18 protein-coding genes, 1 pseudogene and 1 riboswitch are annotated in these 21,901 nt (G+C 69.6%); of the genes and pseudogenes, 14 read left to right on the plus strand and 5 right to left on the minus strand.

The genetic code is table 11. From position 1 onward, the window contains the following. The first annotated feature begins 10 nt into the window (after nt 1–10). The 4 genes from ACFYZQ_RS23790 to ACFYZQ_RS23805 all read left to right on the plus strand — a co-directional run bounded on the left by ACFYZQ_RS23790 (nt 11) and on the right by ACFYZQ_RS23805 (nt 4,395). Nucleotides 11–1,504, plus strand: coding sequence for a protein kinase (locus ACFYZQ_RS23790; RefSeq protein WP_389151369.1), 1,494 nt, complete (start codon nt 11–13; stop codon nt 1,502–1,504). Nucleotides 1,505–1,652: 148 nt separating this feature from the next. Further along, a complete protein-coding gene (locus ACFYZQ_RS23795; protein ID WP_389151070.1) occupies nt 1,653–2,480 on the plus strand; it encodes a glycoside hydrolase domain-containing protein in 828 nt (275 codons plus the stop codon). Nucleotides 2,481–2,625: 145 nt separating this feature from the next. Continuing rightward, on the plus strand, nt 2,626–3,273 hold the full coding sequence (locus ACFYZQ_RS23800; protein ID WP_389151073.1) for a SurA N-terminal domain-containing protein: 648 nt from the start codon (nt 2,626–2,628) through the stop codon (nt 3,271–3,273). Between the two features lie 120 nt (nt 3,274–3,393). Then, nucleotides 3,394–4,395, plus strand: a complete 1,002-nt coding sequence (locus ACFYZQ_RS23805) for a nucleoside triphosphate pyrophosphohydrolase (protein WP_389151076.1) — start codon at nt 3,394–3,396, stop codon at nt 4,393–4,395. Nucleotides 4,396–4,452: 57 nt separating this feature from the next. On the opposite strand, the gene ACFYZQ_RS23810 is transcribed toward ACFYZQ_RS23805, so the two are convergent. The 3 genes and pseudogenes from ACFYZQ_RS23810 to ACFYZQ_RS23820 form a co-directional block, all read right to left on the minus strand. Beyond that, entirely contained in the window at nt 4,453–6,081 is a 1,629-nt protein-coding gene (locus tag ACFYZQ_RS23810) for an IS200/IS605 family accessory protein TnpB-related protein (RefSeq protein ID WP_389151079.1), read from the minus strand. A gap of 134 nt (nt 6,082–6,215) precedes the next feature. Next, nucleotides 6,216–6,746: a GNAT family N-acetyltransferase gene (locus ACFYZQ_RS23815; RefSeq protein ID WP_389151082.1), complete on the minus strand. Its 531-nt coding sequence runs from the start codon at nt 6,744–6,746 to the stop codon at nt 6,216–6,218. Beyond that, nucleotides 6,743–7,146, minus strand: a pseudogene (locus tag ACFYZQ_RS23820) (transposase); the annotation flags it as partial. The gene ACFYZQ_RS23815 and the pseudogene ACFYZQ_RS23820, both read right to left, overlap by 4 nt. A gap of 102 nt (nt 7,147–7,248) precedes the next feature. Between ACFYZQ_RS23820 and ACFYZQ_RS23825 the strand changes: the two are divergent. From ACFYZQ_RS23825 to ACFYZQ_RS23870, 10 genes are all read left to right on the plus strand, one after another. Then, a complete protein-coding gene (locus tag ACFYZQ_RS23825; RefSeq protein WP_389151392.1) occupies nt 7,249–7,512 on the plus strand; it encodes a hypothetical protein in 264 nt (87 codons plus the stop codon). 223 nt (nt 7,513–7,735) lie between these two features. After that, nucleotides 7,736–9,034 carry a cytochrome P450 gene (locus tag ACFYZQ_RS23830; RefSeq protein ID WP_389151084.1) on the plus strand — a complete coding sequence of 433 codons (1,299 nt, stop codon included), beginning with the start codon at nt 7,736–7,738 and terminating at the stop codon, nt 9,032–9,034. A gap of 145 nt (nt 9,035–9,179) precedes the next feature. Then, a complete protein-coding gene (locus ACFYZQ_RS23835; protein ID WP_389151087.1) occupies nt 9,180–10,217 on the plus strand; it encodes a transglycosylase family protein in 1,038 nt (345 codons plus the stop codon). Between the two features lie 189 nt (nt 10,218–10,406). After that, nucleotides 10,407–10,591, plus strand: a riboswitch (cyclic di-AMP (ydaO/yuaA leader). 4 nt (nt 10,592–10,595) lie between these two features. After that, nucleotides 10,596–11,300, plus strand: a complete 705-nt coding sequence (locus ACFYZQ_RS23840; RefSeq protein ID WP_389151090.1) for a transglycosylase family protein — start codon at nt 10,596–10,598, stop codon at nt 11,298–11,300. Nucleotides 11,301–11,617: 317 nt separating this feature from the next. After that, a complete protein-coding gene (gene eno / locus ACFYZQ_RS23845) occupies nt 11,618–12,919 on the plus strand; it encodes a phosphopyruvate hydratase (protein WP_389151093.1) in 1,302 nt (433 codons plus the stop codon). Nucleotides 12,920–13,030: 111 nt separating this feature from the next. Beyond that, complete coding sequence (locus tag ACFYZQ_RS23850) at nt 13,031–13,507, plus strand: septum formation initiator family protein (protein WP_389151095.1); 477 nt, start codon at nt 13,031–13,033, stop codon at nt 13,505–13,507. A gap of 26 nt (nt 13,508–13,533) precedes the next feature. After that, nucleotides 13,534–14,058 (plus strand): DUF501 domain-containing protein, encoded by a 525-nt coding sequence (locus ACFYZQ_RS23855; RefSeq protein WP_389151098.1) that lies wholly within the window; start codon nt 13,534–13,536, stop codon nt 14,056–14,058. Between the two features lie 95 nt (nt 14,059–14,153). Further along, nucleotides 14,154–15,119, plus strand: coding sequence for an exopolyphosphatase (locus tag ACFYZQ_RS23860; RefSeq protein ID WP_389151100.1), 966 nt, complete (start codon nt 14,154–14,156; stop codon nt 15,117–15,119). Between the two features lie 444 nt (nt 15,120–15,563). After that, nucleotides 15,564–16,946: an NAD(P)/FAD-dependent oxidoreductase gene (locus ACFYZQ_RS23865; RefSeq protein ID WP_389151103.1), complete on the plus strand. Its 1,383-nt coding sequence runs from the start codon at nt 15,564–15,566 to the stop codon at nt 16,944–16,946. Between the two features lie 199 nt (nt 16,947–17,145). After that, nucleotides 17,146–18,432, plus strand: a complete 1,287-nt coding sequence (locus ACFYZQ_RS23870; RefSeq protein WP_389151372.1) for a class I SAM-dependent methyltransferase — start codon at nt 17,146–17,148, stop codon at nt 18,430–18,432. Nucleotides 18,433–18,499: 67 nt separating this feature from the next. Here the strand turns inward: ACFYZQ_RS23870 and ACFYZQ_RS23875 are convergent, their stop codons facing one another. Further along, complete coding sequence (locus ACFYZQ_RS23875) at nt 18,500–21,028, minus strand: ABC transporter permease (protein WP_389151106.1); 2,529 nt, start codon at nt 21,026–21,028, stop codon at nt 18,500–18,502. Continuing rightward, complete coding sequence (locus ACFYZQ_RS23880) at nt 21,028–21,798, minus strand: ABC transporter ATP-binding protein (RefSeq protein WP_389151108.1); 771 nt, start codon at nt 21,796–21,798, stop codon at nt 21,028–21,030. The genes ACFYZQ_RS23875 and ACFYZQ_RS23880 overlap by 1 nt, the downstream gene beginning before the upstream one ends. Between the last annotated feature and the right edge of the window lie 103 nt (nt 21,799–21,901).

The raw sequence follows: 21,901 nt of genomic DNA on the forward strand, positions 1-21,901 counted from the left end.
CCGCTACGAGCTGTCCACGCTCATCGGGCAGGGTGGCATGGGCCAGGTGTGGACCGCGTACGACCAGCGGCTCGACCGGCGTGTGGCGGTGAAGCTGCTGCGCCCCGACAAGGTGGCCGGCCAGGAGGCCGACGAGCTGCGCCGCCGCTTCCAGCGCGAGTGCCGGGTGACCGCGCAGGTCGACCATCCGGGACTGGTGACCGTGCACGACGCGGGCAGCGAGGGCGAGGAGTTGTTCCTCGTCATGCAGTACGTCGACGGCGCCGACCTCTCCGACCACCTCGCCGAGCACGACCCCTACCCGTGGCAGTGGGCGGTCGCCGTGGCCGCGCAACTGTGCGCCGTCCTCAGCGCCGTGCACGCGGTGCCGATCGTCCACCGCGACCTGAAACCGCGGAACGTGATGGTGAAGCAGGACGGCACGGTCACCGTCCTCGACCTCGGCGTGGCGTCCGTCATGGACACCGACACCACACGACTGACGCACACCGGTTCGCCCATCGGCTCGCCCGCCTACATGGCGCCGGAGCAGGCCATGGGCGGCGCGGTCGGCCCGTACACCGACCTGTACGCGCTCGGTGTGCTGCTGCACGAACTGCTCAGCGGGAACGTCCCGTTCGTGGGTTCCACGGCGCTCGGCGTGCTGCACCGGCATCTGTACGAGCCGCCGCTGCCCGTGCGCCGGATCCGTCCGGAGGTCCCGGAAGCCCTCGAGGCGCTGGTCCTGCGCCTGCTGGCCAAGGACCCGCAGCACCGGCCCGCCTCCGCGCAGGAGGTGTACGAGCACCTCGCGCTGCTCCTGCCCGCGCGCGGTACGCCCACCGGAGCCCCGCTCGACCCGACGCGCCCCTTCTTGCGCCCGCACGCCCCCTGGCCGGACCGGGCGCGCACGCCCGCGCCTCAGCCCGCCCCCGTGGCACCCACGCCGCCCGTGGCCGAGAAGCCCGACGTCGCCGCCGCCGTCGACGAGGTCAAGCGGCTGCTCGGCGAGGGCCGTATCACCCAGGCCGTCGACATCCTGGGCGCGATCCTGCCCGTCGCCGCCGACCAGCACGGCGAGCACTCCCCGGTCGTCCGCACCCTGCGCAAGCAGTACGCGGCCACCCTCATGGACGACGGCCAGTACCGGCGCGCGCTGCCCGAGTTGCGCCGCCTCGCCGACGAGCGCGCCGCCGAGGCCGGCCAGGCCGACCCGCAGTCCCTGCGTTTCCGCTACGACGCCGCCCAGTGCCTGGAACAGCTCGGCGAACCGGCGGCGGCACTCGCCGAGTACCGGGCGCTGCTGCCGTACTACGAGAACCAGTACGTCTCCGGCGATCCGCAACTCGCCCACGACGTCCGTCGCCGCATCGGCCACCTGCTGCTCGCCCTCGGCGACCGGCCCGCCGCCCATGACACGCTCGCGCGGCTGCTGCTGGACGTCGAGCGGATACACGGCCCCGGCAACCCGCTGGCCGCCGAGATCAGGCGGACCCTGCAGTGGCTGGGGCAGGTCCGTGGCTAGTCTTTGCCGTTCCCTGGGAGATCCTTGTGGCCCTCCTGAGGCGGAGTTCTCCGGACACGGACCCGGCATCGGATAGGTTGCGGTCCGTTTTTCGCACAGCAATACACCAAGCAGCGCATACAGCAGCACACACAGGGGTGGGATTTTCATGTCGAGCCATCGGCAGTCCAAGAAGCGCAGATACATCACGTGGGGCGTCGCCGGTGCAGCCGTCGTGGCCGGAGCGGGCATCGCCGCGCAGACCTCCATGGCCGCCACCACCTGGCCCGCGCAGAAGACGTACACCGGCCGCGCGTTCGACACCTGCACCGCGCCCTCCCTGTCGGCCATGAAGGCCTGGCACACCGGCTTCTACGGTGCCGCCGCCGTCTACGTGGGCGGCAAGAACCGCGGCTGCAACCAGCCGAACCTGACCGCCTCCTGGGTCAAGTCCGTCAGCGGCATCGGCTGGAAGCTGATCCCGCTCTACGTCGGCGCGCAGCCGCCCTGCCAGTCCGGCTCCAACCCGGAGAAGCTGACCGCGTCCACCGCCGCCTCCCTCGGCGCCTCCGACGCCTCCGACGCCGTGGCCAAGGCCTCCGCCCTGGGCATGAAGGCGGGCAGCCCGATCTACCTGGACATGGAGGCGTACGACATCACGAACAAGTCGTGCAACGACGCCGTGCTGACGTATGTCCGCGCCTTCGACAAGGCCCTGCACGCCAAGACGTACCGCACCGGCTACTACGGCTTCACCAGCTCCAGCGCCAAGGCCGTCGCCACCGCCACGAACAAGACCGACCTGCCGGGCAACCTCTGGTACGCGCTGTGGGACAAGCAGAACACCACGACCGCGGACTGGCCGTGGGGCTCCACCCAGTTCACCGGCCACAGCCGCGCCCACCAGTACCTGGTCAACAGCAAGGAGACGCACGGCGGCGTCACGATCACCGTCGACCGTGACGCGTGGGACGCGCCGGTGGCCATCACCGGCTGACCGGCGGTCCGGCCGGGGCGGCGCGACGGTGCCCGAAGCGCGCGCGAATCGTTGGTCGAATGGGTTGGCCAGAGCTTGCCCACTGCCTACCATCGATCACCGCAAGACTTTGTGCACCGTCGCACAATCTCCTCGGGAGGTTCCCTTGCACCGCCGCCGACGCACCGCGCTCGTCCTGTCCGCCGCGATCGCCGCCGCGGCCCCCCTGCTCACCGCGTGCGGAGACGAAGCGCATCCGGGCGCGGCGGCCGTCGTCGGCGGGCAGCGGATCACCGTGGCCCAGCTGGAAGGCCGGGTGAACGAGGTCCGCAAGGCGCAGAAGGCCGCGGTCCCGGACGAGGCGCAGTACCAGCAGGTCCTCGCCGCCACCAGCAGCCTCACCCGCGACACCCTGCACAACATGGTCCTCGACCGGGTGCTGCACCGCGCCGCGCAGGACCAGGGCATCACGATCAGCCGCCTGGAGATCCAGCAGATGCGTGCCCGCCTGGAGCAGCAGGCGGGCGGCTCGAAGGGGCTGGAGGCGACCTGGCTGCAGAAGTACGGCATCGCGCCGAAGCGCCTCGACGACAATCTGCGCCTGCAGGTCGAGGCGACGAAGCTCGCCGGCAAGCTCGGCACGCAGACCACGGACCCCGCGTTCTGGAAGGCGCTGTCCACCGCGTCCGAGGAGCTCCACGTCGACCTGAACCCGCGCTACGGCACCTGGGACGTGCAGAAGAGCAGCCGGGTGGACGCGAAGACGCCGTGGGTACGGGACGTCACGGCGGGCGGGGCGCAGGAGACGGCGTAGGCCGGCACCAGGGCGGTCACACCAGATCGGTCACACCAGGTCAGTCGTACGAACCGATCATCGCCCACACCCTGTGGACAACGCGGGAGGTGACGGGCAGGCGTGCGTTACGTTCGAAGCGTGAACACCACCAGCCTCGAAGACACCCAGGCACCGGGCCCGGACACGGACCCCGGCCGGATCGTCCTGCTCACCACCAGCCACCGGGTCGCCCCCGGCCTGCTGTCCTGGCCCGCCTGGCAGGTGCTGCGCACCGCCGACCGTGTGCTCTGCGCGGACGGTGCCCATCCGCAGCTGCCCTATCTGCGCGAGGCCGGGATATCCGTCGACGAGGCCGCCCCGACCGCCCAGGAACTCGTCGACGCCTGCGCCGGCGGCCGCACGGTGGTGGTCGTGGCGACGGGCGAGGGCGATCCGGCCCTCACGGACGGCCTGGCCCGCCTCGCCGGCACCGGCCGCGTCACCATGCCGGAGCTGGAGCTGCTCCCCGCCTCCTACGACCTGCCCGGCGCCCGTCTCCTCGACCTCGTCCAGGTCATGGACCGCATCCGCGCCGAGTGCCCCTGGTCCTCCCGGCAGACCCACCAGGGCCTGGCCAAGTACGGCATCGAGGAGGCGTACGAACTCGTCGAGGCGATCGAGGCGGGCGACCGTGAGGAGCTGCGGGAGGAACTGGGCGACGTCCTGCTCCAGGTGGTCTTCCACGCCCGCATAGCCGAGGAGGACGCCGAGGCCCCGTTCTCCGTCGACGACGTGGCCGGCGGCATCGTCGCCAAGCTCGTCCACCGCCACCCCCATGTCTTCGGCGACGCGACGGCAAAGACGCCCGAGGAGGTCAAGGAGCACTGGCTGCGGACCAAGGCGGTCGAGAAGCAGCGCACCTCGGTGACGGAGGGCGTACCCCTCGGCCAGCCCGGCCTCGCCCTCGCCGCGAAGCTCTCCTCCCGTGTGCGCACCGCGGGTCTGGACGTGCCCCTGCCCCAGGGCGAGGGCATCGGCTACGACCTCCTGGCACTGGCGGTCCGGGCGGAGGCGGACGGCGTTGACCCGGAGGCGGCACTGCGTGCGGCCGCGCGAGCCTACCGGGACGCGATACGGGTCGCCGAGGGCGTGGCGGAGTAGCGGCCCAGGGGGCACGGCCCCGGGCGCGGGCGTTCAGGGGGTGACCAACCACCGTTCTTAGGGACTGAGCGGGAGTGAGTCCTGGTGCCAGGGCTCGTGCTCAGTCGCGTGCCCCGAACGGTTGTGGGCACGCTGGTGGCCCGCTTTCACTCCGCGTCCGGTGCCGACGGATCGTGTCCGTGGTCCGGGGATGCGGGGGCGGGTTCCCTCACGCCCTGGGATGCTCGGTGCGGCCTGGACGGTCCGATGCCCCACTGCATCACGCTGGTGCGGTGGGGGCGGTGTCGTCCGTCGCCGGATCGGGTGTCCCAGGGCGCGCCTTCCGATGGCCACGGCGGCAGCCTCGTGGCGTGTGGTCTTCCTGGTTGTGGTGGTGAGGGGTTTCTGCCAGTGCTGGGCGCCCCATCGGCTGGTGTAGGCGGGGTCGACAGCGACGAGGGGGATACCGAGTTCGGCGGCCATCGATACCAGCCGGGCGCGCACCTTGGCCGTGGGCAGGCTGGAGATAAGCCGGCGGAATCGTTTGCGCCGCCCGTGCTTCTCCCGGGTCTTCTCCGCGTGGAAGTCCAGGTCCTCGATCGCGACCGCCAGGCCCTGGCGTTTGGCCCAGTGCAGGAGTCGGATCAGGGCGTGGCGGATCTGGGCGTCGCGGTGTGGTGCGCTGCCAGTCAGGTCGTAGTCGAATCTGCGTGGTTCACCGACCGGGTTGCCGTGGGCGTCCAGGCGCCAGGCGGCCAAGTGGTCGGCGTTCATGTCGACACCGGTCAGCCCCGTGGCGCGGACGGCCTCCAGCGGCACCGTCTGCACGGGCGGGATCTGCCACGAGGCGGTCAGATACCAGCGGCCACGGCCGACATCGTGGTGGATGCGGTAGGCAACGGGCCGGTTGGCGGTGATGCGGTCGGCCCACTGCTCGCCCCGGTGCCGGAAGCCGACCCGGCAGGTCAGCACATACCGGCCCTGCGGCGCGTTCGCCAGACCAGCCAGCGGCGCGGGAAGCTTGATGCTCACCTCACCGTCCGCACTGACCCGGATGGTCTCGTTCCCGTACCGCTTCCCCGACTCGCCATCGGCCTGGAGAAACCAGCGCTCGGCCTCCCACCGCAGACGCCACTCGACCTCGGTCAAGTGGGCGGCCTGAAGGTTGTGCCGGGAGCGCAGCAGCTTCTTACCGCCACGCACCACCCGCACGCGCCCGGCCTCACGGTCGGCCTTTGCACATTCCAGCCGGTCTTCGAGCAGGTGCAGGCGCCGGGACTTGGTAAACCATTCCCGCTTCGAGCGGTACCCGCCCGGCCGCCCCTGGAAGCCCTTGGTGCCGATGGGCAGTGACAGCCGGTATGTGATCGTGTCCACGCCTGCCTGGAGATGCTGGATGTGGGCGAGCTGGCCTCGCCGGGCCAGCGCCCACTGGTCATGCGTGGCCTTGGTGATGCTGCCCGCCCAACGTGAAGAGGACTGTCCGGTCAGAGCACGTTTGCGGCGCGCCCACTGCTCACTGTCATGGTCCAGGCCCGCCGCGCAGCGGGCCTTCAGGTCCCGGCAGGCCAGGGAACCGAGCAGGTCACCGACCAGGCGCAGGACCTTCTCGTCCTGCTCGGTCAGCCCCTTGAGGCTGTCCCGGATCGCCACCCCGGACGGGCCGGGCACCACGAACGAAGCCGCCACCCCACGCAACCCGCCCATCGCCCCCACCCCCTGCCCGGTGACCAAGAAGCCGTCACGACGCTCAACGAACGCCTTACGCAAAGGTCACGCATTCGACGCAAGAACTCTCGTTCCCCACCCACCCCTGCACATCGTGATCGAGAGAGCAATAGTCAAGAGTTGTCGGCTGACTGAGATGCTGATGCGTTCTTGCGTTCCAGCAGCGTGACCGTGACGCCGGGCGCGATCTGGCGCTCGCCGACAGGTATGAATCCGCGCCGACGGTAGAGCGCGACCGCGGGTAGGTTGGCGGTTCCGGTGGAGACTACGGTCAGTTCCGCGGGCTCGATCGAGTCCAGAGCGTCGAGCAGTGCCGTTGCGACGCCGCGACGATGCGCGACGGGATGGACCACGAGGCGGCAGATGTCCAGAGCCCCGTTCGGCAAGCGGGTCCAGGCGACCGCTCCGACCAGTCGCAACTCGTCGCGAACCCCGAGGAAGGACTCGTCACATGCGCGCAACTGCTCAAGGGACTCGTGCAGGGGCGGGATGCCGTCGAAGCCGATAAGCCGGGCTTCGACCTCATAGGAGGCCCGCTGAAGGTCCCGCAGATGACGCAGGGTGTCGGGATCGGACAGGTCGAGCCGGACCGGTTCGGCAATGGATTGGTGGGATTCGGTGACGGCGTGGCGTTGACCGGTCATGCTGTGATCCTCTCAGAACGCTCGACCAGGGCGCCGTTCTCGAACTGGGCGCCCGCACGGACCAGTGGCACCAGGTGGGCTCCGGTGATCGCGCGCCAGCGGATTCGACGAGCTTGAACACCATCGCGAGGGCTGTGGCCGGGCTGCCGGCGCCGCGCGTGACCTTGGTGCGGAGCTTGACCGTGGAGAACGTCGACTCGATCGGCTTCGTGGTCCGCAGGTGGATCCAGTGCTTGGCCGGGAAGTCGTAGAACGCCAGCAGCTCCTCCCGGTCGTCGGTGATCTTGGCGACGGCCTTGGGCCACTTCGCGCCGTAGGTGCGCGCGAACGCCTCGATGGCCTTCTCGGCGTGGGCGCGGCCCTCGGCGTTGTAGATCTCCTGCATCGCTTTCGTCGCACCCGATCGCCAGTGCGGAAGACCCTGACGACCCGAGCTACAACCCGTCGAAAGCGTCGGACCTGCGTGTCGAGATGGCGCGACATCACTCGGGGAGGCGACTGCGTGACGTCCGAAGTGAGGAGCTACGCGGTCCCGGAAGTGGAAGTGGGTGACCGGCTCGTCGTCGACAACCTCCCGTTCCGGCGGTGGGTTGAGTGCGCGTCCTGCATTGACTTCGTAGGCATTGACCCCATCAGTGAAGCCCAGACATGGGCCCGCGAGCACTTCAAGCCAAACCCTAGACACGACCGCTACCGCGTTGTCCGGCGGACGGGTTGGCGCTTCCTCCCGCAGTACAACGACAAGCCTGAGGCAGAAACCCCATAGACCCACGGACTGGGCGCCCGTGCGCCTGGCTCGCGGTGGGCGCAGCGGAGGTGTCCGGTGCCGGGTGAGGCCGGCCCTCTGCTAGTGACCTGAGTCAGGTCCACCACGCTTGGACTGCTCGGGGCGGACGATGACCCTCCGTTTCCCCCCGAGGCGGAGGGAGCTTTCGTCTGCTGGTTCCCTATATAGAGGTGCGCTGCGGATCGCTGCATAGGGTCAGGCCATGCACCATGACGAGCCTCGCCTACCCGAACTCTTCTCGTGGGAGTTCGCGGCGAACCCCTACCCCACGTATGCGCAGCTCCGCGACACAGAGCCCGTGCGCCGGACGACCCTCCCCAGCGGGGTGGAGGCCTGGCTGGTCACCCGGTACGCCGACGCCAAGCAGGCCCTGGCCGACCAGCGGCTGTCCAAGAACCCGGCGCACCACGACGAGCCGGAGCACGCCAAGGGCAAGACCGGGATCCCCGGTGAACGCAAGGCCGAGCTGATGACGCATCTGCTCAACATCGACCCGCCGGACCACACCCGGCTGCGCAGACTCGTCTCCAAGGCCTTCACACCTCGCCGTGTCGCCGAGTTCGCCCCCCGCGTGCAGCAGTTGACCGACCACCTCATCGACCGGTTCGTCACGAAGGGCTCCGCCGACCTCATCCACGAGTTCGCCTTCCCGCTCCCCATCTACGCCATCTGCGACCTGCTCGGCGTCCCGGCAGAGGACCAGGACGACTTCCGGGACTGGGCGGGGATGATGATCCGGCACGGCGGAGGCCCGCGTGGCGGGGTGGCGCGGTCGGTGAAGAAGATGCGGGGCTACCTCGCCGAGCTGATCCACAAGAAAAGGGAGGCGCTCCCGGCCGAGCCGGCACCGGGCGAGGACCTCATCTCCGGTCTCATCCGCGCCTCCGACCACGGTGAGCACCTCACCGAGAACGAGGCCGCCGCCATGGCCTTCATCCTCCTGTTCGCCGGTTTCGAGACCACGGTCAACCTGATCGGCAACGGCACCTACGCCCTGCTCACCCACCCCGGACAGCGGCAGCGGCTGCAGACCTCCCTCGAACGCGGCGAACGGGGCCTCCTGGAGACCGGGGTCGAGGAACTCCTGCGCTACGACGGCCCGGTGGAACTGGCCACCTGGCGGTTCGCCACCCGGCCCCTCACCATCGGCGGACAGGACATCGCACCCGGCGACCCCGTCCTCGTGGTGCTGGCGGCGGCGGACCGGGATCCCGAGCGGTTCGCCGACCCGGACGTCCTCGACCTCACACGCCGTGACAATCAGCACCTCGGCTACGGCCACGGCATCCACTACTGCCTCGGCGCCCCGCTCGCCCGGCTGGAGGCCCAGACCGCGCTCGCCACCCTCCTCACCCGTGTCCCCGACCTCCGACTCGCGGTGGAAGAAACCGATTTGCGCTGGCGCGGCGGACTCATCATGCGTGGACTGCGCACCTTGCCCGTGGAGTTCACACCCGCCCCGCAATCGGCTGAAAAGCAGGGCGGCCACCACAAAAAGTGACCGGCGTTCAACTCTGTGATCTTCACGTGATCTGCGCGGCATTAACTTGTGACAAGTGATCGTCTGCCGATACGTTCACTCGTCAGCGCGGTGCCTCACGGTATTCGCCGCGCTGGGTCACTGCTGTCTTGCGAAAGGTCACCGCATGCTCTCCGGGAACGGTCGCCACCGTCGCCCCCGTCAGGCTCCGGCTCTCCTCGTCGCGGCCGGAGTGACCGGCTCCGCAATCGCCATCCCGCTGATGGGCGCATCCGCCGCGAACGCGGCCGACGGGACCACCTGGGACAAGGTCGCAGAGTGCGAGAGCGGCGGCTCCTGGAGCGCCAACACCGGCAACGGCTACTACGGCGGCCTGCAGATCTCCCAGGACGACTGGGACAACCACGGCGGCCTCGAGTACGCCTCCAGCCCCGAAGAGGCCAGCCGCTCGCAGCAGATCGCGGTCGCCGAAAAGATCCTCGCCGACCTGGGCACCAAGCCCTGGGCCACCTGTGCCCTGCTTTCCGGTCTCACGTCGAATTCCGGTTCGGTGGACGTCGACACGGGTGTCGGAGACTCCGGATCATCCGATTCCGGCAACTCCTCCCATTCAACCGGCTCATCTGGTTCATCCGGTTCATCTGAATCATCCGGTTCCAAGGGGTCCGCGCCTTCCGGGAATTCCGCCGATTCCTCGAATTCCGCGTCCGGTTCATCCGGGTCGTCCGATTCCGGCCCCTCGTCGGAACCCTCGCCCTCGCCGGGCTCGAGCAAGGGGACCGGCGCCGCGGACAGCTCCTCCGGTTCCGGCAAGCCGGACAAGTCGACATCTTCCGGCTCCGGGAACTCGCAGGGCGCCAGCGGTTCGTCCGCGTCGACCCCCGAGGTCGACGACTCGGACAATTCATGGCAGACGGGAGGTTCCTGGAGCCTCGTCGACACCGGGGCTATCAGCGGTGGCCGCCATCGAGGCGGCAGTGCGGAGGAAAACGTGACAAAAAGCCAGACGGCTCCCTCTTCCGGCCGTCACGCCGCACGTGACTACACCGTCCACGCCGGCGACACCCTGGCCTCCATCGCCGACTCCCTCGACCTCGAGGGTGGATGGCGGGCGCTCTACTCCGCCAACAAGGACGCCATCGGCACCGACCCGAACAACATCGCCCCCGGTCAGACGTTGGAACTCAGCGCCGAAAACGGTTGAAAACAGGGGTAGTTGACGCCCCGTTTTAGGCTTGATTGTCCGGTTTGGTGAAAGTGTGGGATGAGTCTCAGAAGCCCTGATCGTCTTTGAAATCCGGCGGATCGCATGTCTACGGTCATGACCGCTCGCCAACGCGAGCCCCGGCTGCCGCAACGCCGAATCCTGCCAGCGGCTGCCCGGGAACAGTCGTCGCGTCAAGCGCCGTAGGCAGGAGCGGGGGACCCAAGGTAGGCGCCGGGTCCGGAGGTCGACAGACCGACGGAAACGGCTAGGGGTGGAGCCGCGTCTCGCACGAGAACCACGCGAGGTGCGGCCGGGCAACTCAACCGGCCCGAACCCGACAGCTCACCTCGCAGGCGTCGGTGAGGGGATCGATCCATGCTGTTTTCCGGCAAGGGCAAGCACCGTCGTCCGTCCAAGGCCGTCCGCGCCATCGCTGTCGCCGGTGTCACCGGCGCCGCCGTCGCCGCCCCGCTGATGGCGTCCGGCAGCGCCTCCGCCGCCACTGCCTCCGAGTGGGACTCGGTCGCCCAGTGCGAGTCCGGCGGTAACTGGTCCATCAACACCGGCAACGGCTACTACGGCGGTTTGCAGTTCTCCGCCTCCACCTGGGCCGCGTACGGCGGCACCAAGTACGCCCCGCAGGCCAACCAGGCCAGCAAGTCCCAGCAGATCGAGATCGCCGAGAAGGTCCTCGCCGCGCAGGGCAAGGGCGCCTGGCCGGTCTGCGGCAAGGGGCTGTCCGGCGCCACCTATAGCGGCTCCAGCAGCTCCAGCAGCTCCAGCAGCTCGTCGAGCTCCGCCGGCTCCTCGTCGAACGGCACCACCACCCGCTCGACCGACCAGCAGGCGGCCAACCGCTCCGAGGTGCGGTCGACGCCCAAGAAGACCGTCACCACCCCGACCGGCAAGAAGGTCGAGAAGGGCGACGGCGAGTACAAGGTCGTCACGGGTGACACCCTCAGCTCGATCGCCGCGAAGCACCACGTCGCCGGCGGCTGGGAGAAGCTGTTCCAGCTGAACAAGGACATCATCGACGACGCCAACGTCATCTACCCGGGCCAGCAGCTGCACCTCAAGTGACACCTGGTCCTTACCCGAACCACAGCGCCCTCATAACCCTGGCTCCCATAGTGGGGGCCAGGTAAGGGTCGCCCCCGCCCTCACGGGCTCCCCGCTCCGGTGCGTGTTCCCCCGTACGCACCGGGGCGGGGTTTTTCGTTCCCCCGGGGTTTCTCTTCACCCCACCCTTTGTTCCGACAAGGAACAATGTGTACGGTCACCGTGTCCACGGGGCGGTCGGTCGGCTGCCGACGCCCCGGGGACGGTTAGGCTCTAGTCGCAAGGCCCAGCCGCAAGGCAGACAGCCCCGCACTTCCAGCGTCACATCCAAGAAGGAGATGCTCGTGCCGTCCATCGACGTCGTCGTAGCCCGGGAAATCCTGGACTCCCGAGGCAACCCCACGGTCGAGGTCGAGGTCGGCCTCGACGACGGCAGCACGGGTCGTGCCGCCGTCCCGTCCGGCGCCTCCACGGGCGCCTTCGAGGCCATCGAGCTCCGCGACGGTGACCCGAACCGCTACCTCGGCAAGGGCGTGGAGAAGGCCGTCCTCGCCGTCATCGAGCAGATCGGCCCGGAGCTGGTCGGCTACGACGCCACCGAGCAGCGCCTGATCGACCAGGCGATGTTCGACCTGGACGCAACCGACAACAAGGGCTCGCTCGGCGCCAACGCCATCCTCGGCGTCTCGCTCGCCGTCGCCCACGCCGCCTCCGAGGCCAGCGACCTCCCCCTCTTCCGCTACCTGGGCGGCCCGAACGCGCACCTGCTGCCGGTGCCGATGATGAACATCCTGAACGGCGGCTCGCACGCCGACTCCAACGTGGACATCCAGGAGTTCATGATCGCCCCGATCGGCGCGGAGTCCTTCTCCGAGGCGCTGCGCTGGGGTGCCGAGGTCTACCACACCCTGAAGAAGGTCCTGAAGGCCAAGGGCCTGTCCACGGGCCTCGGTGACGAGGGCGGCTTCGCCCCGAACCTGGAGTCCAACCGCGCCGCCCTCGACCTCATCCTCGAGGCGATCAAGCAGGCCGGCTACGTCCCGGGCGAGCAGATCGCGCTCGCGCTCGACGTCGCCGCGTCCGAGTTCTACAAGGACGGCACGTACGAGTTCGAGGGCAAGTCCCGCTCCGCCGCCGAGATGACGGAGTACTACGAGGAGCTCGTCGCCTCCTACCCGCTGGTCTCCATCGAGGACCCGCTGTTCGAGGACGACTGGGCCGGCTGGAAGGTCATCACCGACAAGCTCGGCGACAAGGTCCAGCTGGTCGGCGACGACCTGTTCGTCACCAACCCGGAGCGCCTGGCCCGCGGCATCGAGGAGGGCACCGCCAACGCCCTGCTGGTCAAGGTCAACCAGATCGGCTCGCTGACCGAGACCCTGGACGCCGTCGAGCTGGCCCAGCGCAACGGCTTCAAGTGCATGATGTCGCACCGCTCGGGTGAGACCGAGGACGTCACCATCGCCGACCTCGCCGTCGCCACCAACTGCGGCCAGATCAAGACCGGCGCCCCGGCCCGCTCCGAGCGCGTCGCCAAGTACAACCAGCTGCTGCGCATCGAGGAGATCCTCGACGACGCGGCGGTGTACGCGGGCCGCAGCGCGTTCCCGCGGTTCAAGGGCGCGATCTCCAAGGGCTGACCCCGCCAGGGTCAAGCGACAGCCAGTCGTACGTACGTCCCCGTACCCGGTCCCGTACCGTGTCCGGGGACGTACGCACGTAGGAAGCACCCAGGGGAGGCGGAGAGCCAGATGGCCGCGAAGGAACGGGACCGTTTCTCCACCGCGACCAGGATCCGGCTGCTCGGCGAGCAGACCGCGGCCCGGGTCTACCGCTCCCAGACCAAACGGCAGGCCCGCCGCTCCCGGCTCACCAGCCGGGCCGCGCTGCTCGCCCTCGTGGTCTGCACCATGGTGGTGGCCCTGGCCTACCCGATGCGGCAGTACGTCTCGCAGCGCGCCCAGATCGCCGACCTGCAGCGGCAGAAGCAGCAGGCCGAGCAGCGGGTCGAAGAGCTGCGCGACCTCAAGGCGCGGTGGAAGGACGACGCCTACGCCGAACAGCAGATCCGGCGGCGGCTGCACTACGTGATGCCGGGGGAGACCGGATACGTCGTGATCGACCCCGACGCGGCCAAGCAGGCGCGCGCCGATCTGGTGGCGGCCGACCGCCCCTGGTACGCGAACGTCTGGGACGGGGTCGACAAGTCCGACGCCTCCGACCAGTGACACGACAGAGAGACTTTCGTACAGGCATGGAAACGCCCCCTCCCTCCACCCCGCGCACCGAGCCCACCGACGCCGACGTCGAGGCCTTCAGGCAGCAGCTCGGCCGGCCGCCGCGCGGACTGCGCGCCATCGCGCACCGGTGCCCCTGCGGGCAGCCGGACGTCGTCGAGACGGCCCCGCGGCTGCCCGACGGCACGCCCTTCCCGACGCTGTACTACCTGACGTGCCCGCGTGCCGCCTCGGCGATCGGCACGCTCGAGGCCGACGGCGTGATGAAGGAGATGACGGAGCGGCTGGCCACCGACCCCGGGCTCGCGGCCGCCTACCGCGCCGCGCACGAGGACTACATACGGCGCCGCGACGAGATCGAGGAGCTGACGGGTTTCCCGAGCGCGGGCGGCATGCCGGACCGGGTGAAGTGCCTGCACGTCCTGGTCGCCCACTCCCTGGCCGCCGGCCCGGGCGTCAACCCGCTCGGCGACGAGGCGATCGCGATGCTGCCGGAGTGGTGGCGCAAGGGGCCGTGCGTCGTTCCCGCCGCCGACGAGTGACGGTGGGTCCGCTCCCGCCCCCGGCGGCTGGGGCCCCCAGTCGGGCTGAGACACACCGGCGCTGCAACATCTCCCCAACGAAGAAGGGCCCGCTCATGACCCGCGTCGCCGCGATCGACTGCGGTACGAACTCCATCCGCCTGCTCGTCGCCGACGCGACCGTGTCCGACAGCGCCTCCGGCGCGGGGGAGACGGCCGAACTGGTCGACCTGGACCGGCGCATGACCATCGTGCGGCTCGGGCAGGGCGTCGACCGCACCGGGCGGCTCGCCCCCGAGGCGCTGGAGCGGACCTTCGCGGCCTGTCGTGAGTACGCGGCGGTCATCAAGGAACACGGCGCCGAGCGGCTGCGGTTCGTCGCCACCTCCGCCTCCCGGGACGCCGAGAACCGGGACGAGTTCGTGCGCGGGGTCGTGGACATCCTCGGGGTCGAGCCCGAGGTGATCTCCGGCGACCAGGAGGCCGAGTTCTCCTTCACCGGTGCCACGAAGGAACTGACGGGGCGTGCGGACCTCGCCCGGCCCTTCCTCGTGGTGGACATCGGCGGTGGCTCCACCGAGTTCGTCGTCGGCGACGACCACGTGCGGGCCGCCCGTTCCGTCGACGTCGGCTGTGTGCGGATGACGGAGCGGCACCTGGTGCGCGACGGCAGGGTGAGCGACCCGCCCACCGAGGAGCAGATCGCGGCGATAAGGGCGGACATCGAGGCGGCCCTCGACCTGGCCGAGGAGACGGTCCCCCTGCGCGAGGCGCGCACCCTGGTCGGTCTCGCCGGGTCGGTCACCACCGTGTCGGCGATCGCGCAGGACCTGCCCGAGTACGACTCCGAGGCCATTCACCACTCCCGGGTCCCCCTCGACCGCGTCCGCGAGATCACGAGTGAGCTGCTCCGCTCCACCCACGCCGAGCGCGCGACGATCCCCTCCATGCACCCGGGCCGCGTCGACGTCATCGGCGCCGGTGCCCTCGTGCTGCTCGCGATCATGGAACGCATCGGGGCGGAGGAGGTCGTCGTGAGCGAGCACGACATCCTCGACGGCATCGCGTGGTCGGTGTCCTAGGCCTCATTTGCTACTGATCGGTAGCCGACGGGTGAGCAGGTCGGATAACGTTTGAGCGCTGCCGGGGGCCCGTCCAGGGCCCTTCGGCGCACCCCCGCCGAGAAAGTTCGTGAAGTTCTTCACAAGGAATTCTGCCCCCAAGAGGGATCCAGGCGGTCCCATTGCGCCGTTCGGGGGTTCCAGCCGCCGGAGAACCTGCTCAGAAGGGCTTGTGTGCCGGTGTTCGGTGCACTCCGGAAGTGGGTGTTTCCGGGGGCTCTCAGGGGGGTGCAGCCCGCCGGAGAGGCAGCTCATGCGGCATTGACAACGGATCAAGGTGGCCGCCGGTTCCCGGTCGTGATCATGATCTGTGTCACGAGGGCCGCGGAGTCTAACACAGGCCCTCAAGGAGCTTGTGAAGGGGCGCACGAGCGACCCCCTAGGGCCGGGTGGATACTCGATGGCATGAGCACCACGGAGCGTCCCAGGATCCTCGTAGTAGGCGGTGGGTACGTAGGCCTGTACGCAGCTCGGCGCATCCAGAAGAAGATGCGCTACGGCGAGGCGACCGTCACGGTCGTCGACCCCCGGTCGTACATGACCTACCAGCCCTTCCTCCCCGAAGCCGCCGCCGGCAGCATCTCCCCTCGCCACGTCGTCGTCCCGCTGCGACGCGTGCTGCCGAAGGCGGAGGTCCTCACCGGCCGGGTCACCACCATCGACCAGGACCGCAAGGTCGCCACGATCGCCCCGCTGGTCGGCGAGGCGTACGAGCTGCCCTTCGACTACCTCGTCATCGCGCTCGGCGCCGTCTCCCGCACCTTCCCGATCCCCGGCCTCGCCGAACAGGGCATCGGCATGAAGGGCATCGAGGAGTCCATCGGCCTGCGCAACCACGTCCTCGAGCAGCTCGACAAGGCCGACTCCACGACCGACGAGGAGATCCGCCGCAAGGCGCTCACCTTCGTCTTCATCGGCGGCGGTTTCGCCGGCGCGGAGACCATCGGCGAGGTCGAGGACATGGCCCGGGACGCGGCCAAGTACTACAAGAACGTGTCCCGCGAGGACATGCGCTTCATCCTGGTCGACGCCGCCGACAAGATCCTCCCCGAGGTCGGCCCCAAGCTCGGCCAGTACGGCAAGGAGCACCTGGAGAGCCGCGGGGTCGAGGTCTACCTCTCCACCTCCATGGACTCCTGCGTCGACGGCCACGTGGTGCTGAAGAACGGCCTCGAGGTCGACTCCAACACCATCGTGTGGACCGCCGGCGTCAAGCCGAACCCGGCGCTCTCCCGCTACGGCCTGCCGCTCGGCCCGCGCGGCCACGTCGACTGCGAGCCCACGCTCCAGGTCAAGGGCACGGACTACATCTGGGCCGCCGGTGACAACGCCCAGGTTCCCGACCTCGTCGGCCGCAAGGCGGGCAACGAGAACGCCTGGTGCCCGCCGAACGCCCAGCACGCGCTGCGCCAGGCCAAGGTCCTCGGCGACAACGTGATCTCCGGCATGCGGGGCTTCCCGCAGAAGGAGTACAGCCACGCCAACAAGGGCGCGGTCGCGGGCCTCGGCCTGCACAAGGGCGTCGCGATGATCGTCATGGGCAAGATGAAGATCAAGCTCAAGGGCCGTCTCGCCTGGTACATGCACCGCGGCTACCACGGTCTGGCCATGCCGACCTGGAACCGCAAGATCCGCATCTTCGCCGACTGGACGCTCGGCATGTTCCTCAAGCGCGAGGTCGTCTCCCTCGGCGCCATGGAGAACCCCCGCGAGGAGTTCTACGAGGCCGCCAAGCCGGCGCCGGTCGCCGCCGCGAGCAAGACCGAGGAGAAGGCCAAGGCCTCCTGACCCTCATCGGTCGCTGAACACACCGAAGGACCTCCCGCCATCCGTGGTGCGGGAGGTCCTTCGGCGTTTCCCGGTCCCGCGCGTTGCTCGGAAAGGGTGTTTGCCCAGACATGACTTCATTGCGGGACTCCCCGGAGGGTATGGGGATGTTTACGTGGTGGAGGACATTCCGGGGTACGTCGTCACGGAGGTACGCGCCATGGCCGACGCCGCGTCGCGGCTCAAGAGCCTGCTCGAACAGTTGCTGGGAGTACCGCTCCCGGTGTCCATCCGGGCCTGGGACGGTTCGCAGGCCGGCCCGCCGGACGCACCGACCCTGGTGATCAGAAACCGCCGCGCCCTGCGCCGTCTGCTGTTCAAGCCCGGCGAACTGGGCTTGGCCCGCGCCTGGGTGGCCGGTGACCTGGAGATCGAGGGTGACCTGTACGCCACCCTGCGGGCCATGTCCGGCCTGGTCTGGGAGCGCGGGGAGGACGCCCGCACCCTCGCCCAGGCACTGCGCGACCCGGACTTCAGGTCCGCCGCCCGGGGGCTGTTCCGGCTCGCCGGGCCCCCGATCCCGCCCACGCCGCCCCGCGAGGAGGTGCGCAGGCCCGGCCACCTGCACACCAGACGCAGCGACAGACGCGCCATCAGCCACCACTACGACGTCGGCAACGACTTCTACGAGCTCGTGCTGGGCCCGTCCATGGTGTACTCCTGCGCCTACTGGGAGGAGGCCGGCACCCTCGAGTCGGCCCAGCGCGACAAGCTGGAACTGGTCTGCCGCAAGCTCGCCCTGACGCCCGGACAGCGGCTCCTGGACGTCGGCTGCGGCTGGGGCTCCATGGCGATCCACGCCGCCCGCGAGCACGGCGTGCGCGTCGTCGGCGTCACGCTCTCCCAGGAGCAGGCCGCCTACGCCCGCAAGCGGATCGCCGACGAGGGGCTCACCGACCGGGTGGAGATCAGGGTCCAGGACTACCGGGACGTCACGGACGGCCCGTACGACGCGATCTCCTCCATCGGCATGGCCGAACACGTAGGCGCCGAACGCTACCTGGAGTACGCCACCGCTCTGTACGCCCTGCTCAGGCCCGGCGGCCGCCTCCTGAACCACCAGATCGCCCGCCGCCCGCAGCGTGAGGAGTCCGCCTACCGGCTGAACGAGTTCATCGACGCCTACGTCTTCCCCGACGGCGAACTCGCCCCCCTCGGCACCACGGTCACCCAGCTGGAGCGGGCCGGTTTCGAGGTCCGGGACGTGGAGTCGATCCGCGAGCACTACGCCCGCACCCTGCGCCGGTGGGTCGCCAACCTGGAGGCCGGCTGGCCGCACGCGGTCCGGCTCACCAGCCCCGGCCGCGCCCGCGTCTGGCGCCTGTACATGGCCGCCTCCGCCCTCGCCTTCGAAACCAACCGCATCGGCGTCAACCAGGTCCTCGCGGTACGCACCCCCGAGTCGGGTGAGTCGGGGCTGCCGCTGCGGTCCCGTACCTGGAACTGAAACGCGCGGGGCCCCGCTCTCCTCCTGGAACTCGTGGGAGGAGTGCGGGGCCCCGGCGTCCGTACGGCTACTCCGCCTTGATGGCGGACAGCATGTTCAGCCGGGACGCCCGCCGGGCCGGCCACAGGGCCGCCAGGACGCCGACCGCGCCGGCCAGCAGCAGGAAGAGGGCGATCCGGGCCCACGGCACGACCAGTTCGTAGGTCTCCATCTTCGTGGCGAGCAACTGACCCGCCGCCCAGCCGAAGAACACGCCCAGACCGATACCGAGCACCGCGCCGAAGAGGGAGATGACCAAGGACTCCAGGCGGACCATCCGCTTGACGGCCTTGCGGTCCAGGCCGATCGCACGGAGCATGCCGATCTCCTGGGAGCGTTCGAAGACCGACATGGCCAGGGTGTTGACGACCCCGAGCACCGCCACGATCACGGCCATCGCCAGCAGGCCGTAGACCATGTTCAGCATCAGCGTGAACATCTTGGCGACGGAGTCGGACAGGTCCTGCTTGTCCTGCACCTGGATCGCCGGGTTGTTCCCGAGCGCCTTCTCCAGCCTGTCCTTGGTGGTGTCGGACGCGCCGCCCGCCGTCCTGACCATGACCCGCGCGTCGGCCGGGTCCGTCAGGTGCGGGCTGAGGGCCTTGTTGTCCAGCATGATGCCCTGGATCAAGTCGTTGGCCTCGTACACCCCGGCGACCGTCAGCTTCTGCTGCTTGCCGTCCTCGTAGTGGACGGTGAAGCCCGAACCGGCCGTCCAGTGGTGGTTCTTGGCCGTGTCGGCGTCGACGACCACCTGTGAGCCGCCCACCTTGAAGGAGCCGTTGTCGACCTTCAGATCGGTCAGCTCGGCGATGGCGGAGCCGTTGACACCGGTCAGGAGCTCGGACGTGCCGTCGATGCGGGAGTAGCCGTCGCGCATCGGGCTGCTGGCGGTGACGCCGTCGGCGGCGGAGAGCTTCTCGGCCACGTCGGGGGAGAGGGGGTTGCCGTTGGCCATCGACACCACGTAGTCCGCGCGGATCGCCGAGCTCGCCATCTTGTCGATCGACTTCTGCAGACTGCCCGCCATCACCGTCATCCCGGTGATCAGGGTCAGGCCGATCATCAGCGCGGAGGCCGTGGCGGCCGTGCGGCGCGGGTTGCGCACCGAGTTCTGCCGGGCCAGCTTGCCGGAGACCCCGAACACGCGCAGCACCGGCGCGGCGGCCGCGATAAGCGGACGGGAGAGCAGCGGTGTCAGGATGAACACGCCGATGATCAACAGGACGGCACCCAGACCCATCGGCCCCTGGGCCGCGTCGGCGTCCATCGTCGTGGCCGCGAGGACCACCGCGATGCCGGCCGCCGAGAACAGGGCACCGATCGTGTTGCGCAGCACCAGGGACTTGGTGGTGGCCTTCGCGTGGATCGCGCTCATCGCGGCAACCGGCGGGATCTTCGCGGCGCGGCGGCCGGGCAGCCAGGCGGCCAGCATGGTGATGACGACACCCACCGCCAGGGCGGTGACAACCGTGCCGGGCGTGATGACCAGCGGGCCGTCCGGGACGGTCGCGCCGAGCGAGCCCATCAGCGACCGCAGCCCGGCGCCGATGCCGATGCCGGCGACCAGCCCGGAAACACCGGCGACCGCACCCACCACGAACGCCTCGATCAGCACCGACCGGGTGACCTGGCGGCGGGAGGCGCCGACCGCGCGCATCAGGGCCAGCTCCTTGGTGCGCTGGGCGACCAGCATGGTGAAGGTGTTGGCGATGATGAACGTGCCGACGAAGAGCGCGATGCCCGCGAAGACCAGCAGGCTCTTCTTCATCCCGCTCATCTGCGCGGAGATCGCCTTCGCCTGGTGGTCGGCGAGTTCCTTCCCGGTGGTGGTCTCCACGAGCTTCTTCGACAGGGCCTGCTCCACGGAGTGCCGCAGCGCGGTCTGGCTGGTGCCCGGCTTCGCCTCGACGTCGATCTCGTCGTACGTGCCCGGCTTGCCGAACAGCTTCTGCGCGGTGGCCGTGTCGAACAATGCGAGACTGCCGCCGGCGGCGACGTTGCCGTCGTCGGTGGTGAAGATGCCGCTGACGGTCGGCTCGAGCACCGGGCCGTCGACCGAGATGCGCACCTTGTCGCCGACCTTGTAACCGGCCCGCTCGGCGGTCCTGGAGTCGATCAGCACCTCGTCCTTGCCGTTCGGCGCGTGGCCGTCGACCAGCGGGTACCGGGCGTCCTTGGTACCCCAGTAGTTGCCGCCCTCGGACTGCCAGCCACCGCCGATCAGCTTGCCGTCCTTGTCGGCGATGGCGGTGAAGCCGGTGACGACACCGGTCGCGGAGGCGGCCCCCGGCACCTTCGCGCTCTTGTCGAGCATCGTCTGCGTCAGTTTCACCGTCTTCCCGACGGTGTTGCCCTCGTCCTCCTGGTACTGGGCCGTGACGGCGACGTCGACCCGGTCGAAGCCCTTGGCGGAGCTCTTCTGGTAGGCCTGGGAGATGGTGCTGGTGAAGACCAGGGTCCCGGACACGAACGCCACGCCGAGCATGACGGCGAGCACGGTCATCAGGAGCCGGGCCTTGTGCGCGAGTACGTTGCGCAGGGCGGTGCGGAACATCAGCTGGTACGGCCCTTCGAGTCGAACTGCTTCATGCGGTCGAGCACGGACTCGGCCGTGGGCCCGTACACCTCGTCGACGATCCGGCCGTCGGCCAGGAACACCACCCGGTCCGCGTACGCCGCGGCCACCGGGTCGTGGGTGACCATCACCACGGTCTGCCCCAGCTCCCGCACGGAGTTGCGCAGGAAGCCCAGCACCTCGGCGCCCGAGCGGGAGTCGAGGTTTCCGGTGGGCTCGTCGCCGAAGATGATGTCCGGCTTGGAGGCCAGGGCGCGGGCGACGGCGACGCGCTGCTGCTGGCCGCCGGAGAGCTGGGACGGCCGGTGGCTCAGCCGCCCGGACAGGCCGACCATCTCGATCACGGTGTCCAGCCACTGCTTGTCCGGCTTACGGCCCGCGATGTCCATCGGGAGGGTGATGTTCTCCAGCGCCGTCAACGTGGGCAGCAGGTTGAACGCCTGGAAGATGAACCCGATCTTGTCCCGGCGCAGCTTGGTCAGCTGCTTGTCCTTCAGGGAGCCCAGCTCGGTGTCGCCGATCCGTACGGACCCGGAGGAGAAGGTGTCCAGCCCGGCCACGCAGTGCATCAGGGTGGACTTGCCGGACCCGGACGGGCCCATGATCGCGGTGAACTCGGCCTGCCGGAAGTCGACCGAGACCTGGTCCAGGGCGACCACCCGGGTCTCACCCTGACCGTAGATCTTCGACAGCTCCGAGGCGCGCGCGGCCACGGCGGTGGTCCGGTCGGCGGTGGGTGTGGTGGTCACGGAAACGTGCTCCTGTCGGGACGACGGCGTTCATCGGGGACGTGAACCATCGTCCCGGCCGCTGCGCGCCCCGGAGTCAGCCGCTGTTCCGGTTCCGGGGGCC

The sequence above is a fragment of the Streptomyces sp. NPDC001843 genome (assembly GCF_042891955.1).
Taxonomy (GTDB): Bacteria; Actinomycetota; Actinomycetes; order Streptomycetales; family Streptomycetaceae; genus Streptomyces.

Coding starts and splice junctions, on each gene's coding strand:
- eno (WP_389151093.1), top strand. CDS start 11,618: ATGCTCGTGCCGTCCATCGACGTCGTCGTAGCCCGGGAAATCCTGGAC.
- ACFYZQ_RS23810 (WP_389151079.1), bottom strand. CDS start 6,081: ATGGGCGGGTTGCGTGGGGTGGCGGCTTCGTTCGTGGTGCCCGGCCCG.
- ACFYZQ_RS23835 (WP_389151087.1), top strand. CDS start 9,180: ATGCTCTCCGGGAACGGTCGCCACCGTCGCCCCCGTCAGGCTCCGGCT.
- ACFYZQ_RS23850 (WP_389151095.1), top strand. CDS start 13,031: ATGGCCGCGAAGGAACGGGACCGTTTCTCCACCGCGACCAGGATCCGG.
- ACFYZQ_RS23875 (WP_389151106.1), bottom strand. CDS start 21,028: ATGTTCCGCACCGCCCTGCGCAACGTACTCGCGCACAAGGCCCGGCTC.
- ACFYZQ_RS23865 (WP_389151103.1), top strand. CDS start 15,564: ATGAGCACCACGGAGCGTCCCAGGATCCTCGTAGTAGGCGGTGGGTAC.
- ACFYZQ_RS23870 (WP_389151372.1), top strand. CDS start 17,146: ATGGCCGACGCCGCGTCGCGGCTCAAGAGCCTGCTCGAACAGTTGCTG.
- ACFYZQ_RS23840 (WP_389151090.1), top strand. CDS start 10,596: ATGCTGTTTTCCGGCAAGGGCAAGCACCGTCGTCCGTCCAAGGCCGTC.
- ACFYZQ_RS23830 (WP_389151084.1), top strand. CDS start 7,736: ATGCACCATGACGAGCCTCGCCTACCCGAACTCTTCTCGTGGGAGTTC.
- ACFYZQ_RS23815 (WP_389151082.1), bottom strand. CDS start 6,746: ATGACCGGTCAACGCCACGCCGTCACCGAATCCCACCAATCCATTGCC.
- ACFYZQ_RS23855 (WP_389151098.1), top strand. CDS start 13,534: ATGGAAACGCCCCCTCCCTCCACCCCGCGCACCGAGCCCACCGACGCC.
- ACFYZQ_RS23795 (WP_389151070.1), top strand. CDS start 1,653: ATGTCGAGCCATCGGCAGTCCAAGAAGCGCAGATACATCACGTGGGGC.
- ACFYZQ_RS23860 (WP_389151100.1), top strand. CDS start 14,154: ATGACCCGCGTCGCCGCGATCGACTGCGGTACGAACTCCATCCGCCTG.